The following is a 15,077-nucleotide window of genomic DNA, read 5'->3' as shown; positions in this document are numbered from 1 at the left end:
CCGGCAGTAACGGAGTAAGTCGATGCCCATGCCGCTGAAGCTCGATCCCGATCGGCTCTTCCCCGCAGAGGAGCGCGCGCGTGGAATCGCGCGCGCTCTCTATGCCGAGATCGGCGGATTGCCGATCATCAGCCCGCATGGGCATACCGATCCGAAGTGGTTCGCCACCGATGAGAAATGGTCGAACGCGACCGAGCTGCTGCTTTCGCCCGATCATTATCTCTACCGGATGCTCTACTCGCAGGGCGTGTCGCTCGACGCGCTCTGCGTGCCGAGCAAGGCGGGAATGCCTTCGACCGACCCGCGCAAGGCGTGGAGGACGCTTGCGGACCATTGGTATCTGTTCCGTGGTACGCCTTCGTCGATGTGGCTCAGCCACGTGTTCGCGGAAGTGTTCGGGATCGAGGTCCAGCTCGATGGCTCGACCGCGGATTTCTATTACGACACGATCAACGAGAAGCTGGCGACCGACGCTTTCCGGCCGCGTGCGCTGTTCGACCGGTTCGGAATCGAGTTCCTCGCGACCACCGAGGGTCCGCAGGATGATCTTTCGCCGCATCACACGATTCACAATAGCGGCTGGGCGGGGCGGGTGGTCACCACCTATCGACCCGACGCAGTAATCGACGTCGAGCACGAACAGTTCGCCGGCGCGATGCGCACCTTTGCCGAGCTGACCGGCGAGGACGTCTATAGCTGGGACGGCTATCTCGCCGCGCACCGCAAGCGCCGTGCCGATTTCCGGGCAGCGGGCGCAACCGCTACCGACCACGGCCACCCGACTGCGCTCACCGCCAACCTGAGCCACGATGACGCCGAACGGCTGTTCCGCACGATCCTGTCGGATCGTTGGACTCCGCAGGACGCCGAGCTGTTCCGCGCGCAGATGCTGACTGAAATGGCGGCGATGAGCGTCGAGGACGGGATGGTGATGCAGATCCACCCCGGTAGCTTCCGCAACCACAATGGCGGGCTGTTCGAGAGCCATGGGCGCGACAAGGGCGCGGACATCCCGACCCGAACCGATTACGTCCACGCGCTGAAGCCGCTGCTCGACCGGTTCGGAACGAGCACCGAGCTTTCGATCATCCTCTTCACGCTTGATGAGAGCAGCTATGCGCGCGAGCTGGCGCCGCTGGCGGGGCATTATCCCTGCCTCAAGCTCGGTCCGAGCTGGTGGTTCCACGACAGCCCCGAAGGGATGCGCCGCTTCCGCGAAATGACGACGGAGACCGCCGGTTTCTACAATACCGTCGGCTTCAACGACGATACGCGTGCGTTCCTCTCGATCCCGGCACGGCACGATGTCGCGCGGCGTGTGGATTGCGCCTTCCTCGCCCGGCTGGTGGCCGAGGGGCGGTTGCTCGACTGGGAAGCGGCCGAGCTCGCCCACGAACTCACCAACGGCCTCGTCAAACGCGCCTACAAGCTCGAAAACCCCGCGCCGGCGCCCGTCGCCGCCGCTGCCTAAGCATCCAAGAAAAAGGAAGACCGATGTTCGATCGCACCTACTACGCCACGCACCCCGACATGATGGAGTGCGTCTCGAACGAGGAGCTGCGCGACCGTTACCTGATCTCGGGCCTGTTCCGCGAAGGCGAGTGCGTTCTCAACTACACGCATGCCGATCGCTTCGTGATCGGCGGCGTGGCCGTCGGCGCGGGCCCGGTGAAGCTCCCGGACCAGACCGAGCCGCCGTCTGCCGCCGGCCACCCGTTCCTCGAGCGGCGCGAACTGGCGATCGTCAACGTGGGTTCGGTGGAAGGCACCGTGAGCGTCGACGGCGAGACCTTCACCCTCGGCAACAAGGACTGCCTCTACGTCACCATGGGCGCCAAGGACGTTCAGTTCTCTGGCGCAGGCGCGCGCTTCTACCTGGCGTCGTGCCCCGCGCATAAGGCGTTCCAGACCCGCAAGCTCTCGATCGCCGACGCGAATGCGCTCGACCGCGGCAGCCTGGAGGAATCGAACGAGCGGACGATCTACCAGCTCGTCATTCCCGGCGTGTGCGACAGCGCGCAGTTGGTGATGGGCCTCACCGTGCTCAAGCCAGGTAGCGTGTGGAACACGATGCCGCCGCACATCCACGAGCGCCGCAGCGAGATCTATTTTTACTTCGAGCTCGATGGGCCGAACGACCGCGTCTTCCATTACATGGGCGAAGGCGAGGCGATGCGGCACATCGTTATGGCGAATGAGGAAGCTGTGATCTCGCCGCCCTGGTCGATCCATATGGGCTCGGGCACAAAGGCCTATGCCTTCATCTGGGCGATGGCCGGCGAGAACCAGGACTATACCGACATGAACGTGCTGGATATCTGCCAGTTGGCGTAAACTTTCTTGCTCCCCTCCCGCTTGCGGGAGGGGCTAGGGGAGGGTGCCGCCACCGCGACGCACTCCCATATTTCAGGCCCTCCCCCGACCCCTCCCGCAAGCGGGAGGGGAGCGCAGGTGGCGGGCGATGGGAGCTCAAATGACCAACCCCTTCGATCTTTCCGGCAAGGTCGCCGTGATCACTGGCGCGAACACCGGCATCGGCCAGGGCATTGCGCTCGCACTGGCTGCGGCGGGTGCGGATATTGCCGCAGTGGGCCGCACGCCTGCGCAGGAAACCCTGGAGAAGGCGCGCTCGCTCGGCCGACGCGCCGAGATCATCTCGGCCGATCTTTCGTCGATCGAGCCTGTGGGCAGGGTTGTGGACGAAGTTGTGGATAAGCTGGGTGGGCTCGATATCCTGGTCAATAACGCCGGCATCATCCGCCGCAACGACAGCCTCGACTTCACCGAAGAGGATTGGGACGCGGTGATCGACACCAATCTCAAGTCGGTGTTCTTCCTGTGCCAGGCCGCGGCGCGGCACATGGTCACTCAGGGTGGGGGCAAGATCATCAACATCGCTTCGATGCTCACCTTTCAGGGCGGCATCCGTGTGCCGAGCTACACTGCCTCCAAATCAGGCATCGGCGGGCTCACCAAGCTGCTCGCCAACGAATGGGCAGCCAAGGGCATCAACGTCAACGCGATCGCCCCCGGCTATATCGCCACCAACAACACCGCCGCGCTCCAGGCCGACGAGACGCGCAATCGCCAGATCATGGAGCGCATACCCGCGGGCCGATGGGGCTCGCCCGAGGACATGGGTGGCGCCGCGGTGTTCCTCGCTTCATCGGCCGCAGACTATGTCCAGGGCCATATCCTTGCGGTCGACGGCGGGTGGCTCGCGCGATGACGATCACCTTCTTCGGGGAAGTGATGCTGCGACTCTCGCCCCCAGGGCGCGAGCTGCTGCTCCAGACGCCGTCACTACAGGTCAATGTCGGCGGCGCCGAGGCCAATGTCGCCACCGGTCTTGCGTGTCTCGAGCACAAGGTGCGGATGGTGAGCGCAGTGGCGGACAACCCGCTCGGCGCTGCAGTGATCGGCGAGTTGCGCCGGCGTGGGGTGGACACTTCCGCGGTGGTTTCGGAACCGGGCCGGCTCGGTCTCTACTTCCTGACGCCCGGCGCAGGGTTGCGCGCGTCCGAGGTCGTCTATGACCGCGCGCATTCGGTGTTCGCCGACCGCGCCGCCGATGCCTGGGACTGGGATGCTGCGCTCGAAGGCGCGACCCGGCTCCACCTTTCGGGGATCACCCCGGCGCTCGGGCCCAACACTGCCGCCGCCGCGATCGCCGCAGCCGAGGCCGCGGGCGTCCGCGGGATTCCGGTGTCGTTCGACGGCAACTATCGCGCCAAGCTATGGGAAACCTGGGACAGCGATCCGCGCGCGGTGCTCACCCAGCTGATCAACCATGCCGATCTGCTGTTTGGTAACCACCGTGACATTTCGCTGCTGCTCGGCAGGCAATTCTCGGGCGACGGCCCCGAGCGGAGGCGCGAAGCGGCGGAGGCGGCGTTCGCAGCGTTCCCCAAGCTCCAGACGATCGCGAACACCGCGCGGCATGTGGACGATGCCGACAGCCATCGCGTCTCGGCCCGGGTCGACACGCGCGCGGGCGGCTACCAGACCAAAGAAGCCCTGATCGCGGGCATTGTCGACCGGATCGGCGCGGGCGACGCTTTCGCTGCGGGTGTGCTCCACGGACTGCTGGAGGGCGGCGACGCCAAGGCTGCGGCGGAGGCCGGGCTGGCGCTGACGGCGCTCAAGCACTCGCTGCCGGGCGACGCGAGCCTGTTCACGCGCACGGACCTGGCTGCGTTCGAAGACGGAGGGATGGACGTGCGGCGCTGAGGGCGAGTGCCAAATGATTCGAGTTAAAGATCGAACATTTGGTCTTCCTCATCCGGGTCAGGGTACACGATTGGCTTGTTCCCGAAATATTTGGCTACAACCCTGTCGCGCCGGTCGGAAGTATCTTCTTCCGGATCAATATCGTCGGGATAGATGAACGCCGCCTCGAAGCGTCCGTTTCGCACGATATACTCGATTTCTTCCCAGCGCTCCTCGCCGCCCTGCTCGTACCACAGGTCCAGCAGCGCGTCGCCCAACCGATTGAGATCCGGAGCGTGATACAGAATATGATTTCCCAAGTTCTTGAAGATCGAGGGCGCTACGTGAGCTCGCGCCAGTCGGGCATAGAGAAGTGTGTCCTCGTTCGAGTATTCGACGTCCTCTGCCAGCAGTTGACCGATCAGGTTGAGTAATTCCCCCGTCCTATCGTTCTGCATTTTTCTCCCCTTCGGCTCATTGGGAAATTGGTGAATTCGGGTTGTCGCCGTTATCCGGATCATGCCAGGGATTGAATTAACTTCGGCACCGCTCGCGACCGCAAGTAAACGTTCGCAGCCACACCGAAAAAGCGCGTCGTCGCGCTTCGGTAGATATGTGCATTTGCCCCTCCACATCAGTTGATGCGGTGAGAACAAATTGAGAACAAAATCCTACTAGTCAAGCGGAATCGCCAGAAAGGTCCACTGTGGAGTCGTCTCCGCGATCTGCACCTGGTGCCGGACGCTGAGCTAATCCGGGAGCCGCGACCCCCTGTCAGAGGTACGTTGTTGAACCCGCGGCACCGCAAAGTTGCGGTTCGGCCGCGGCGGGCGCCTGTCGGCTCGCGAACAGAACGGCGATCAGGCCCAGCGCCGATGTGACCGCACCGGCCAGGGCGACCGCCGGATAGCCGAGCCCGGCGGCGATCACGCCGCCGCCCAGGGCTGCACCGAACGCATTGCCGAGATTGAAGGCGCCGATATTGACAGCCGATGCGAGGTTCGGCGCGTCGGCGGCAGCGGTCATCACCCGGACCTGGAGCGGCGGCACCAACGCGAAACTCGCCACGCCCCACAGGAACACCAGTACGGCCGTCGGCGCGGCGTAGGGCATGAGCATCGCGAAGGCCGCCAGGATCGCGGCAAGCGAGGCGAGGGTGGCGATCAACGTCCGATCGACGGAGCGGTCCGCGAATTTCCCTCCCAGCCAGTTGCCGACCGTCAGCCCCAGGCCATAAGTGACGAGCATCGCCGTCACGAAGCCTAGCGATGCATGCGTCGCGTCGCGCAGGATGGGTGCGATATAAGTGAAAACAGTGAACATTGCGCTCGATCCGACCACGGTCAGCGCCAGGGCGCCGAGCACCTGACGGCGGCCGAGCACGCGCAGCTCCGCGAGTGCATTCCCGCCGGCAGGTGCAGGCAGCGGCGGCAGGGTAAATCGCAGCGATGCCATCGTGACGACGCCCAGCCCCGCAATGCCCCAGAACGCTGTCCGCCAGCCGAGGTGCTCACCCGCCCAAGTCGCGAGCGGGACGCCGACGACGTTGGCGATCGTCAGTCCCATGAACATTGCCGCGACCGCGCTCGCCCGGCGGTGCGGCGGGACGAGGCTGGCTGCCACGATCGAGCCGACTCCAAAGAATGCGCCATGGTTGAATGAGGTGAGGACCCGCGCCGCCAGCAGCAGGCCGTAGCTGTCGGAAACCGCGGCGAGCAAGTTGCCGACCGTGAAGATGCCGGCGAGGCCGATCAGCAGCATTCGCCGCGGCACCCGGCCGGTTGTCAGCGTCATGAGCGGTGCACCGATCATCACGCCCAGGGCGTATGCGCTGATCAGCAGCCCGGCGGCAGGAATCGAAGCGCCGAGATCCTTTGCAATCACCGGGAGCAGTCCCATCGGCGCGAATTCGGTCACGCCGATGCCGAAGGCGCCCACCGAGAGCGCCAGCAGTCCAGGGTTGAGCTTCATCATTGCCTCCTCAGACCAGCGCCGGATTGAGGCGGGCGAAGCCTTCCTGCTGGCGATAGGGCGTGTGGGGATAGGGCGGCAGCACATCACTCGCCGCATCGAGAGCTGCCACCTGGCCGGGCGTCAGCGACCAGCCGACGGCGCCCAGGTTCTGCACGAGCTGCTCCTCGTTACGGGCGCCGATTATCACAGAGGATATTGTGGGGCGCTGCAGCAACCAGTTGATTGCGATCTGCGGGACGGTCTTGCCCGTCTCGGCTGCGATCTCCTCGATCGCGTCCACGACACGATAGAGAAGCTCGGCCTCCACCGGGGGCGCGAACTGCTCGGTCTCGTGCAGTCGGCTACCCGCAGGGACGGGACGATCGCGACCGATCTTGCCGGTCAGCCGGCCCCATCCGAGCGGACTCCACACCAGCGCGCCAATGCCCTGGTCGGCCCCGAGAGGCATGAGATCCGCTTCATAGGCGCGGCCGATGAGCGAATAATAGACCTGGTGCGCCACGAGGCGCGGCCAGCCATGGCGCTCGGCCAACGCCTGCGCCTTCATCAACTGCCAGCCGGGATAGTTGGACACGCCGGCATAACGAACCTTGCCGGCCGCGATCAGCAGATCGAGGGTGCCCATCAGCTCCTCCACCGGCGTGGACGCGTCGAATGCATGAAGCTGGAGGATGTCGATATAATCGGTGCCGAGCCTGCGCAGCGAATCCTCGACCGCGCGGATGAGCCGGGAGCGCGACACGCCCCAGTCTTGCGGACCATCGCCCATCGGAAGTCCGGTCTTGGTCGATATCAGGACCGCATCGCGGCGCCCGCGAATTGCCTCGCCCAGGATTTCCTCCGAAGCGCCGCCTGAATAGACATCGGCGGTGTCGAAGAGCGTGACGCCCGCGTCGAGAGAGATATCGACGAGCCGCCGCGCTTCGGCCGCATCGCTCTGGCCCCAAGCGCTGAACAGCGCGCCCTTGCCGCCGAAAGTGCCCGTGCCGAAGCTGAGTGCCGGGACGCGCAGCCCAGAGGAGCCGAGTTGCCGATATTCCATGATGTACCACCGCGTTGTTGTTGCAGCGCAGAGATGGACGGTCGGCCGCGGCTGGGGTAGCGCCCGCATACGCAGAGGATTTGTGCAATGGACGCAAAGCTGAGGAATGGCACGGACAGGGCGCATGCGCTCGCCCTGTTCGCGGCGGTGGTGGAGCATGGGAGCTTTTCCGCCGCCGGCCGAGCGCTCGACATGAGTCCCTCTGCGGTGAGCCGGGCGATCGACCGGATCGAGGCGCGCCTTGGCGTGCGGCTGCTGCTGCGTTCCACCCGGGCGCTTTCGCTCACTGCGGAAGGACAGTCCTATTTGCAGGCTGCGCGCCGAATCCTCGCGGATCTTGACGATTCCGAGCAGCAGATCGCGGACCAGGGAGCCCCGCGCGGACGGCTGCGGATCAGTGCGGCCCTGTCGCACGGCAGGCTATGCGTGGTGCCGCTCCTGGGCGAGTTCGCCGCTCTCTACCCGCACATCCTGATTGACATTGCGCTCACCGATGCGCTGGTGGATGTGGCGGGTGGCCAGGCGGACGTCGCGGTTCGCTTCGGACCGTTGGCCGACAGTTCGCTTACCGCCCGCAAGCTGGGCGAGACCGGGCGCGTGATCGTCGCATCTCCGGACTATCTCGCGGCGCACGGCACTCCGCAGGTGCCGGAGGATCTGCACCGCTTCAACTGCCTGAATTTCAACTTCCGCCGCGCCGAACCCGTATGGCCTTTCCGCAGGGAGGGGCATGATTTTGCGCTGACCGTGAAAGGAAGCATCGAGGCGAACAATGGAGAGACGCTGGGCCAACTGGCCGCGGCTGGCGTCGGCATCGCGCGCGTCGGGAGCTTCAGCGTGGCTGAGGACATCGCCAGTGGGCGGCTGGTACCCATCCTGGAGGAGTTCAACCCCGGTGACGTGGAGCAGATCCACGCTGTGTTCGTGGGCGGGGCGAGCACGCCGGCGCGCGTCAGAGTCTTCGTCGATTTCCTTGCTGCTCGATTGCGCTAGTCCTTTCAAGTCACGCAAGCTGGCAGATGTCTAGAACGTTCATGTCGTCATAGTCCAGGTTCTCGCCGGCCATGACCCAGATGAACGCATAGGCGCTCGTGCCCACCCCCATATGGATCGACCAAGGAGGGGAAATCACTGCCTCGCCATCCGCCATCACGATATGGCGCGTGGCGTCTCCCTGCCCCATGAAGTGCATTACCCGGCCGTCTGGATCGTTCAGGTCGAAGTAGAAATACACCTCGCTCCTGCGCTCGTGCACGTGCGGTGGCATGGTATTCCAGACGCTGCCCGGCTTGAGCAGCGTCAGCCCCATCGCGAGTTGAGCGCTGTCGCACACGCCGGGAATGATCAACTGGTGGATCGTCCGGTCGTTTGCCTCCTCTGCGCTCCCGCGCTCGAGCATCCTGGCATTCGTGAGCGCCAGCTTGCGCGTCCGGAAGGCGCGATGCGCCGGGGATGAGGCGAGATAGAAGCGTGCATCGTCGCCGGAGAAATGCACCTTCTCCGCGCCCATAGTGACGTACAGGCTGTCCTTTGGGGCGAGCGCGAACGCTTGGCCATCGACCGTCACGGTGCCTCCGGTACGGCCGACATTCACGATGCCCAACTCGCGTCGTTCCAGAAACGGATGCCCTGCCGCCGAGGCCGGTTCGGACTGGTCGGGCAGCTGGACGCTGCCGCGCTCGACCTGCACGCCGCCGATTACGAGCCGATCGGCATGCGTGTAGTTGAGCACGCACTGGTTGGGACGGAACAAGTCCTGGATGAGATAGTGGGCGCGCAGCTCGTGGTTGGACACGCACGCCATCATGTCCGGATGAGTGCCGTAATAGGTTCGGTCGAACATGGCTGCTCCGAGGAAGGAGAGGACCGGACGGGACGCCGGCAGCGCCGCGCCGGGCAAAGGGCCACGTGCAGTCGCGAGGGTGCGGGACCCTGCGACTGCACGGGCAGGGGGAGGATTACTTCGCCTTCTGGAACACCGGAGGTGTGTAGGCGCCGTTGGTCGCGACATCCCACACTTCGATGCGCGCCCATTTGCGGCCGCGCAGATCCACGCGCTTCTCGATCGTGCGGCTGCCGAACGGCGCGCTGCCGGTCAGGTCGATGCGGTCGCGGTAGATCTTGGTGCCGTCGCCGCTGACGACTTCGGCATAGGCGAGCGGGAAGGTCCATTCGATTTTCGCGCGCACTGTGGCGTTGCGGCCGAAAGCAGCTTCCTCTCCGCTGCTGGCGCCATCGATCGTGAACTCGGGGATCAGCACTTCGCCGGTGGTGGTGAAGAAGCGCCCGCCGCGCAGTGCATCGAGCACCGATGCCCATCCATCGGCATAACGCGGCAGAGGGCCGTCGAGCCGTAGATAGTTGATGTTCATGTGCGCGTAGAGCTCGCTCTCATCCGAGAGCTGGAACACGTCCACTTCCCCCGGTGCGAACTTGCGTTCGGAAGGCTTGGACGCCCAGTTGTTCATGTCGTCGAGCGTATCGAGCACGCGTGAGCCGAGGCGCGGCAGCGAATAGTCCGATGGCATGTTCTTCCAGGCGCCGCCGAGGAAGCGGTCGCTCTTGAAGAATTCGGTATCCTTGTGCTTGTCCGGGAAGCCGTAAGACCCCTTGATCCGCGGGTGTGCGGTCCACATCAGTCCGCGCTCGGCTTCCATCAGCTTGAGAACATCGTCCTGCGAGCCGACATGATAGACCTTGCCCAGCTTGGGGTCGTTCTCGACGAAGGGCTGCCCCTCCTTGCGGTCGAGTGTCCAATAGACCGGTTTAGGAAAGAAGCTGATCCAATGGCCGCCGAGCTGGACGTTGGGCTCCTCGCCCGGAAGCAGCAGCAGCTTGTCGTCGGAGAGCCGCTCGGTTTCGGCATGCATCGTCTTGAGCAACGTCAGTCGGTCGCCGGCCCGGTCGAGCGCCTCGCGCCCCAGGTGCAGCTCGGCGAGATGGACGATCTCGACGTTCATGTCCTTGAAGCGCTTGACGAACTCGGGTGATTCCAGACCATCGGGCACGCCCGTCGATTGCTGGAACCGTGCCGTGTTCAGAAAGGCTTCGGTGTGCTCGACATGATAGTGGCTGGTGAAGGTTCGATGGCCGTCGAGCGCCTTGAAGCGATCGCCACGGGTGTAGGCGAGCGCGGCCTGAGTGACGCTCGCCGCGTCGCCGCCGTCCGGCAGGAGGAAGACGCCCATGTCCTGCACCGTGCCGGGCGGAGCGTTGACCCAGGGCACGTAGCGGCGATCGCCCTCCAGCGTCTGCCGCAAGCCGAACCCGGCGCGGCCCTTCAGGTCGCGATAGTCGCTGCCGTACCAGGCCGAGTTGTCGTTGTTCGCATAATCGAGCGGGTAATAGAATTGATGCGGCGGCGGGACGATGCCGAGCGCGCCGCCGCTCTTTCCTTCCGCCACGATCATCCGCGCGCGCACCTTTGGTGAGACCGCGGGCTTGCGCGAGGCCTCACCTTCGCGGCGCACGATCGCATCGGATACGTCGGTATAAGCGATCGAGCGCCACGGCAGCGCCGCCGAGGAGGCGACGCTGAGGCCGGAATCGAAGGTATAGGCAGTCGCTTCGCGCTGGGTGGACATCACCATAGCCGCGCGGACCAGCCGGGAGCCCGGATAGATGGTGAACTCGTAGGTGCCGGAGAATGGACCCGCCGCGGCGCCACCGACGATCACCTTGGTATAGCCGCCTTCTGCACGAACGGTGATGTCGTTGCGGGAAAGCGTCAACGGAAAGCTCTCGAATGGGCGATTGCGAGGATTGTCGAAGAAGACGGTCCAGCCCTGCTTGAGATCGCGGGTGCCGACGGTGACTACGCCCGCGGGATCGACGTCTCCGAGCACGGTTTTGCCCCCGACCGAAATTCCACGAATGAGCGGCTTGCTCTGATCGAGCGAGAGGACGAGCTGCGCGCGTTCCCCCTGCGCCGAAGGCCAGTCGATCGAGACTGCGTCCTGCGCCCGAACGATGCGCACATCGCCAGGAAGCGCCTTCGCCGGCTGATGGAAGGCCGCGGTCTGGGCCTGGGCCGATTGGATCGCAACCAAGCTGCTCGCGGCCAAAGCCGTCGCGAGCTGAAGCGCTGCAAACATTCGTTTCTTGCTCAAAACCATCCTCCCTGTCCGCCCATTTCGGCCGGGTTTGTCATGTTCGCCGGCCCATGCGGCCGACTGCGCGTCGCTCAGAAGTTGAAGCGTACCCCGAGCGAGTAGGTCGTGTCGTCGTTACGCACTTCGCGGACGAAATCCTCGCGTGATTCGAAGTTGCGGGTGCGCTGGCCCGTGACATTGGTGCCGGCCAGGCTGATCGTGATGTCGGGCGTCACATCATAGTTGAGGCCGAAGTCCAAGCGCCCTGCTGCGCGGATGCCGTTGAGCCCCACGGGGATCGAAACCGGCCGGAGCGAGAGGCCGTTGGTGATGTCGCCATCGAAATATTGGGAGCGATAGGTGTAGATCGCCCGGGCCGAGATGCCGTATTTCTCGTAGATCAGGCCCGCGTTGTAATTGTATTTGGAAACGCCGAGCAGCGGCAGACCCTCCAGCCGGTCACCGGGTGTCGTCACCTCACTGTCGATGATGGTGAAATTGCCCATCAGTCCGAAGCCGTCCAAGCCTTCGGGCAGGAAGTCGAGGAACAGCTGGCCGCTCACTTCCACGCCCTTGATCGTGGCGGAACCCAGATTGCGCGGAGTCGAGATCACATATTGCAAGCCGTCGATGGTCCGGACCTCGGTCCCGGTGATGACGCGATCCTTGATGTTCCGATAGAAGCCGACCACCGAGACATAGTTGCTGCGGCCGAAGTAATATTCGAGCGAGGCATCGAAACTGTCGGCCTTTTGCGGCTTGAGATCGGGGTTGCCGCCCGATCCGGAGTTCTGGATCGTGTTGACGTAGGAGACGACATAGCTGAGGCCGGGATTGAGCTGGCCGAAGCTGGGCCGCGACAGCGTTTTCGAATAGTTGAAGCGTGATTGGAGGCCGCCGCCGAACTTGATCCGCGCGCTGGCATTGGGAAGCAGATCGGTGTCGCTGGTCGAGCGATTTACCAGCACCACCCGTGACGTGCTGGTCGCCGGATCGGTCACGCGGCCCGAACCTGCAATGTCACGATCGGTGCGGGTGAGGCGCGCGCCGATCATGCCGTCGACCGAGATCGTGTCGGTCAGAGAGAAGTCGTACCCTGCCTGCAGAAAGCCGGCATAATTCTTTTCTTGCGCATCATAGTCGCGGGTCGGATCGAACGCCGGCGTGTCCGGCGAAACCCGGTACAGCGTCCGCAACTGCCGCTTGATCGATTCCTCGATCAGGTAATTGGGATCGATCTGCAGGAAGGACGCGCCGTCGTTCATCTGCGGAACGCCAGGCGCCTGCGAGAGGATGTCGGAGGGAAGGCCGGCGCTGGCCAGTGGCGTCACGAACGAGCCGCCCGGTGCGGGCGGACCGCCGAGATATTGCTCGAACCCCGCCTTGCGCCTGGCGACGCGAACCCCCGCCTGAAGATAGTCGAGGAAGCCGTCGAAATCATACTTTACGTCGCTCATGACCGACCAGAGCGTGCCGCGGCTGCGGTTGATATCCTCGGTCATGCCGTTGGCGAACGCCAGGCCGGCTGGGTCGTTCATGGGATTGCCGGGCATCGTCGCGCGGACCTCATGATTGACGTCGCGGATCTGGATGAGCTCGGGGATGCGCTTGCCGATGTCCACGCGGAAGCTGTCGTTCCGGTTGGTCGAGGACTCATAGGAAATGTCGGTGTTCCAGGTGAGCGCCCCGAACTCCTTGTTGAAGCCGGTAGCGATCACATAGATGTCGGTGCGCGCCTGGTTGGCGACCGTGGCGGTGTAATATTCGATGTTGCGCGCAGTGTAGCCAGTGGCGTTGCACAGCTCGCGGATGGTGCCGGTTCCGGTCGGGTTTGTCGGGCTGCGGACATTGCCCGAATAATAGCCATCCGGCCCCACCGCGAAATCCTCGCACGTGTCGCCCGCAGTCGCTTCGAACGAGGTGCCGGTGTAGCCGCGGAAGGTCGGGCGCGCCTGGAAGACGTTGCCGCGATAGCCGGCGTACAGCCCCTCGATATAGATTTTCGTAGTCGTGTCGGGCGCCCATTCGACCGAGAAATTGGCCTGCGGTCTCTCGTAGTGGCCGAACTCGATCGCCGCGGCGAAACCGGTGGGGGCCTGCAAGTTCGGCGGCGAACCGGCCGGCGCGGCGCTGGTCGCGCGCGTCCAGTCGTTCCAGGCAACCGGCCGGGCATATTCGTTACGCTGGTAGGAAACGCTGGCCATCGCCGCGATATCGCCGATGCCAGTGGACCAGCGATCGGCGACGAGCAGGCTCACCGCCGGATTGATCGTGTCGTCGGAGCCGGCTTCCTGTAGATAGGTCGCACGTGCGCTGCCTGCGATCGTCAGTTCCTTGAAATCGAGAGCGCGACGCAAGCGCATGTTGACGCTGCCGGCTACGCCGCCCTCGAGGCGTTCGGCGGAGCTCGATTTGTAGACATCGACCCCGGCAAGCGCCTCCGCAGGCAGGTCCTGGAACGCGAAGCCGCGGCCTACGCCGGTAAAGATCTCACGCCCGTTCAGCGTCGTGACGATATCGTCGAGGCCGCGGATGCGGACGCCGACGATCTCGTTGTTGCCGCCCACCACGACCTGCACGCCGGGCACGCGCTGCAGCGCCGACGCGGTGGTCAGGTCGGGAAGCTTGCCGATGTCCTCGGCGACGATCGAATCGACCACGGCGGTCGATTCGCGTTTGATCTCGGCGGCGCGCGCAAGACTCTGCCGGATGCCGGTGACGACGATTTCGTCCGTCGCGGCTGGATCATCGGGCGCGGCCTGGTCGGCTGGCGCGGGCGCCGTCTGCGCGATTGCCATTGGAGCGCTGACGAGCGCGATTGACGCCGCGGAGGCGCGAAGACTGGCTTTCAATGAACCTCTCCCTATAAGATGTCATACAATCCCGGCAGATTGATCTTATTATTCTGCCGGGACCAAAGTGGTTGTCCGACGTTCCTTCCAGTTGATCCGGTTATGGCTTGCTTTGTCTCAGCCGACGGAGCCGCTGGCCGACATGAAGTCGTGCAGCTCGCGGTGTCGCTTCAGACTTCCGCTCATATGTGCTCGAGCGGCAGTCCGCGCGCGGTCGGGGTCCTGGCGGATGATGGCGGCGAGGATCGCCTCATGCTCTTCGCTGATGATCGCCTTGTAGCTGTCGCCGATATAAGCTTGGCCCTGACGCAGGTATAATGAGCGGGGCGGAACCAGCCTGACGCCAAGGAAATCGATCAGCTTCGCGTAATAGGTGTTCTTGCTCGCCCGGGCGATGACGCTGTGAAACTCGACATCGGCCTTTACCGAGTCCTCCAGGCCAACCGCTGCCTCCGCCAGAATCTTTAGCTGGTGGCGCATATTCATCACATCGAGTTCGGTCCGCCGTTCGGCAGCCAGCGCGGCCATCTCGGTTTCGACGCAAAGCCGGAGTTCCAGCAGCTGGATCACGTCGCTCAGGTTCTCCACCTCGTCGCGAGTGATTTGAAACGCCTGGTAGCGCGCGGTGTCGCTGACAAAGAGGCCTTTTCCTTGTCGGGCTTCGACCAGCCCCTCTGCGGCCAAGCGGGCCACGGCCTCGCGGATCACTGTCCGGCTCACGCCCAGCACATCGACGAACTCGGCCTCGGTGGGTAGCTGCGCGCCCGGCCAATGCGCACCCGAGAGGATGCTGGCGCGGATATGTTCACAAGCAGCATCGACCAGCGACGGTCGCCGCTTGCGGTTCGATGATCTCTCCTCGTGCGCAGCGTTGCTGCCGGCTTGCCCCACGAGCGCATTCTCCCAAGC

12 protein-coding genes are annotated in these 15,077 nt (G+C 64.3%); 5 read left to right on the top strand and 7 right to left on the bottom strand.

Annotated features, from left to right (window positions below):
- Positions 1-22: 22 nt before the first annotated feature.
- The 4 genes from uxaC (at position 23) to ACMGDH_RS11390 (ending at position 4,230) form a co-directional block, all read left to right on the top strand.
- Positions 23-1,471, top strand: a complete 1,449-nt coding sequence (gene uxaC / locus ACMGDH_RS11405) for a glucuronate isomerase (protein ID WP_436828044.1) — start codon at positions 23-25, stop codon at positions 1,469-1,471.
- Positions 1,472-1,494: 23 nt separating this feature from the next.
- Entirely contained in the window at positions 1,495-2,334 is an 840-nt protein-coding gene (kduI, locus tag ACMGDH_RS11400) for a 5-dehydro-4-deoxy-D-glucuronate isomerase (protein ID WP_436828043.1), read from the top strand.
- A 139-nt stretch (positions 2,335-2,473) separates the two neighbouring features.
- On the top strand, positions 2,474-3,229 hold the full coding sequence (gene kduD, locus ACMGDH_RS11395) for a 2-dehydro-3-deoxy-D-gluconate 5-dehydrogenase KduD (RefSeq protein ID WP_436828042.1): 756 nt from the start codon (positions 2,474-2,476) through the stop codon (positions 3,227-3,229).
- Positions 3,226-4,230 carry a sugar kinase gene (locus ACMGDH_RS11390; RefSeq protein ID WP_436828041.1) on the top strand — a complete coding sequence of 335 codons (1,005 nt, stop codon included), beginning with the start codon at positions 3,226-3,228 and terminating at the stop codon, positions 4,228-4,230. The genes kduD and ACMGDH_RS11390 overlap by 4 nt, the downstream gene beginning before the upstream one ends.
- A 23-nt stretch (positions 4,231-4,253) precedes the next feature.
- On the opposite strand, the gene ACMGDH_RS11385 is transcribed toward ACMGDH_RS11390, so the two are convergent.
- From ACMGDH_RS11385 to ACMGDH_RS11375, 3 genes are all read right to left on the bottom strand, one after another.
- On the bottom strand, positions 4,254-4,667 hold the full coding sequence (locus ACMGDH_RS11385; RefSeq protein WP_436828040.1) for a hypothetical protein: 414 nt from the start codon (positions 4,665-4,667) through the stop codon (positions 4,254-4,256).
- Between the two features lie 316 nt (positions 4,668-4,983).
- Positions 4,984-6,180: an MFS transporter gene (locus ACMGDH_RS11380; RefSeq protein WP_436828039.1), complete on the bottom strand. Its 1,197-nt coding sequence runs from the start codon at positions 6,178-6,180 to the stop codon at positions 4,984-4,986.
- A 10-nt stretch (positions 6,181-6,190) separates the two neighbouring features.
- Entirely contained in the window at positions 6,191-7,225 is a 1,035-nt protein-coding gene (locus ACMGDH_RS11375; protein ID WP_436828038.1) for an aldo/keto reductase, read from the bottom strand.
- An 87-nt stretch (positions 7,226-7,312) separates the two neighbouring features.
- Between ACMGDH_RS11375 and ACMGDH_RS11370 the strand changes: the two genes are divergently transcribed.
- Entirely contained in the window at positions 7,313-8,218 is a 906-nt protein-coding gene (locus ACMGDH_RS11370) for a LysR family transcriptional regulator (RefSeq protein WP_436828037.1), read from the top strand.
- Positions 8,219-8,228: 10 nt separating this feature from the next.
- On the opposite strand, the gene kduI (ACMGDH_RS11365) is transcribed toward ACMGDH_RS11370, so the two are convergent.
- From kduI (ACMGDH_RS11365) to ACMGDH_RS11350, 4 genes are all read right to left on the bottom strand, one after another.
- The gene (gene kduI / locus ACMGDH_RS11365; RefSeq protein ID WP_436828036.1) at positions 8,229-9,068 is read right to left on the bottom strand and encodes a 5-dehydro-4-deoxy-D-glucuronate isomerase; all 840 of its coding nucleotides are present in this window, start codon (positions 9,066-9,068) and stop codon (positions 8,229-8,231) included.
- A 115-nt stretch (positions 9,069-9,183) separates the two neighbouring features.
- The gene (locus tag ACMGDH_RS11360; protein ID WP_436828035.1) at positions 9,184-11,319 is read right to left on the bottom strand and encodes a CehA/McbA family metallohydrolase domain-containing protein; all 2,136 of its coding nucleotides are present in this window, start codon (positions 11,317-11,319) and stop codon (positions 9,184-9,186) included.
- Positions 11,320-11,408: 89 nt separating this feature from the next.
- The gene (locus tag ACMGDH_RS11355; protein WP_436828034.1) at positions 11,409-14,114 is read right to left on the bottom strand and encodes a TonB-dependent receptor; all 2,706 of its coding nucleotides are present in this window, start codon (positions 14,112-14,114) and stop codon (positions 11,409-11,411) included.
- A 171-nt stretch (positions 14,115-14,285) separates the two neighbouring features.
- Entirely contained in the window at positions 14,286-15,059 is a 774-nt protein-coding gene (locus ACMGDH_RS11350) for a FadR/GntR family transcriptional regulator (RefSeq protein ID WP_436828033.1), read from the bottom strand.
- Positions 15,060-15,077: the final 18 nt, after the last annotated feature.

Source organism: Sphingomonas radicis, from assembly GCF_051400635.1.
Taxonomy (GTDB): Bacteria; Pseudomonadota; Alphaproteobacteria; order Sphingomonadales; family Sphingomonadaceae; genus Sphingomonas.
This window is presented reverse-complemented; position numbering and strand designations above follow the sequence as displayed.

What these genes read in the sequence shown, in the direction of transcription:
- uxaC (WP_436828044.1), top strand. Translation starts at nt 23, where the DNA reads ATGCCCATGCCGCTGAAGCTCGATCCCGATCGGCTCTTCCCCGCAGAG.
- kduI (WP_436828043.1), top strand. Translation starts at nt 1,495, where the DNA reads ATGTTCGATCGCACCTACTACGCCACGCACCCCGACATGATGGAGTGC.
- kduD (WP_436828042.1), top strand. Translation starts at nt 2,474, where the DNA reads ATGACCAACCCCTTCGATCTTTCCGGCAAGGTCGCCGTGATCACTGGC.
- ACMGDH_RS11390 (WP_436828041.1), top strand. Translation starts at nt 3,226, where the DNA reads ATGACGATCACCTTCTTCGGGGAAGTGATGCTGCGACTCTCGCCCCCA.
- ACMGDH_RS11385 (WP_436828040.1), bottom strand. Translation starts at nt 4,667, where the DNA reads ATGCAGAACGATAGGACGGGGGAATTACTCAACCTGATCGGTCAACTG.
- ACMGDH_RS11380 (WP_436828039.1), bottom strand. Translation starts at nt 6,180, where the DNA reads ATGAAGCTCAACCCTGGACTGCTGGCGCTCTCGGTGGGCGCCTTCGGC.
- ACMGDH_RS11375 (WP_436828038.1), bottom strand. Translation starts at nt 7,225, where the DNA reads ATGGAATATCGGCAACTCGGCTCCTCTGGGCTGCGCGTCCCGGCACTC.
- ACMGDH_RS11370 (WP_436828037.1), top strand. Translation starts at nt 7,313, where the DNA reads ATGGACGCAAAGCTGAGGAATGGCACGGACAGGGCGCATGCGCTCGCC.
- kduI (WP_436828036.1), bottom strand. Translation starts at nt 9,068, where the DNA reads ATGTTCGACCGAACCTATTACGGCACTCATCCGGACATGATGGCGTGC.
- ACMGDH_RS11360 (WP_436828035.1), bottom strand. Translation starts at nt 11,319, where the DNA reads ATGTTTGCAGCGCTTCAGCTCGCGACGGCTTTGGCCGCGAGCAGCTTG.
- ACMGDH_RS11355 (WP_436828034.1), bottom strand. Translation starts at nt 14,114, where the DNA reads ATGGCAATCGCGCAGACGGCGCCCGCGCCAGCCGACCAGGCCGCGCCC.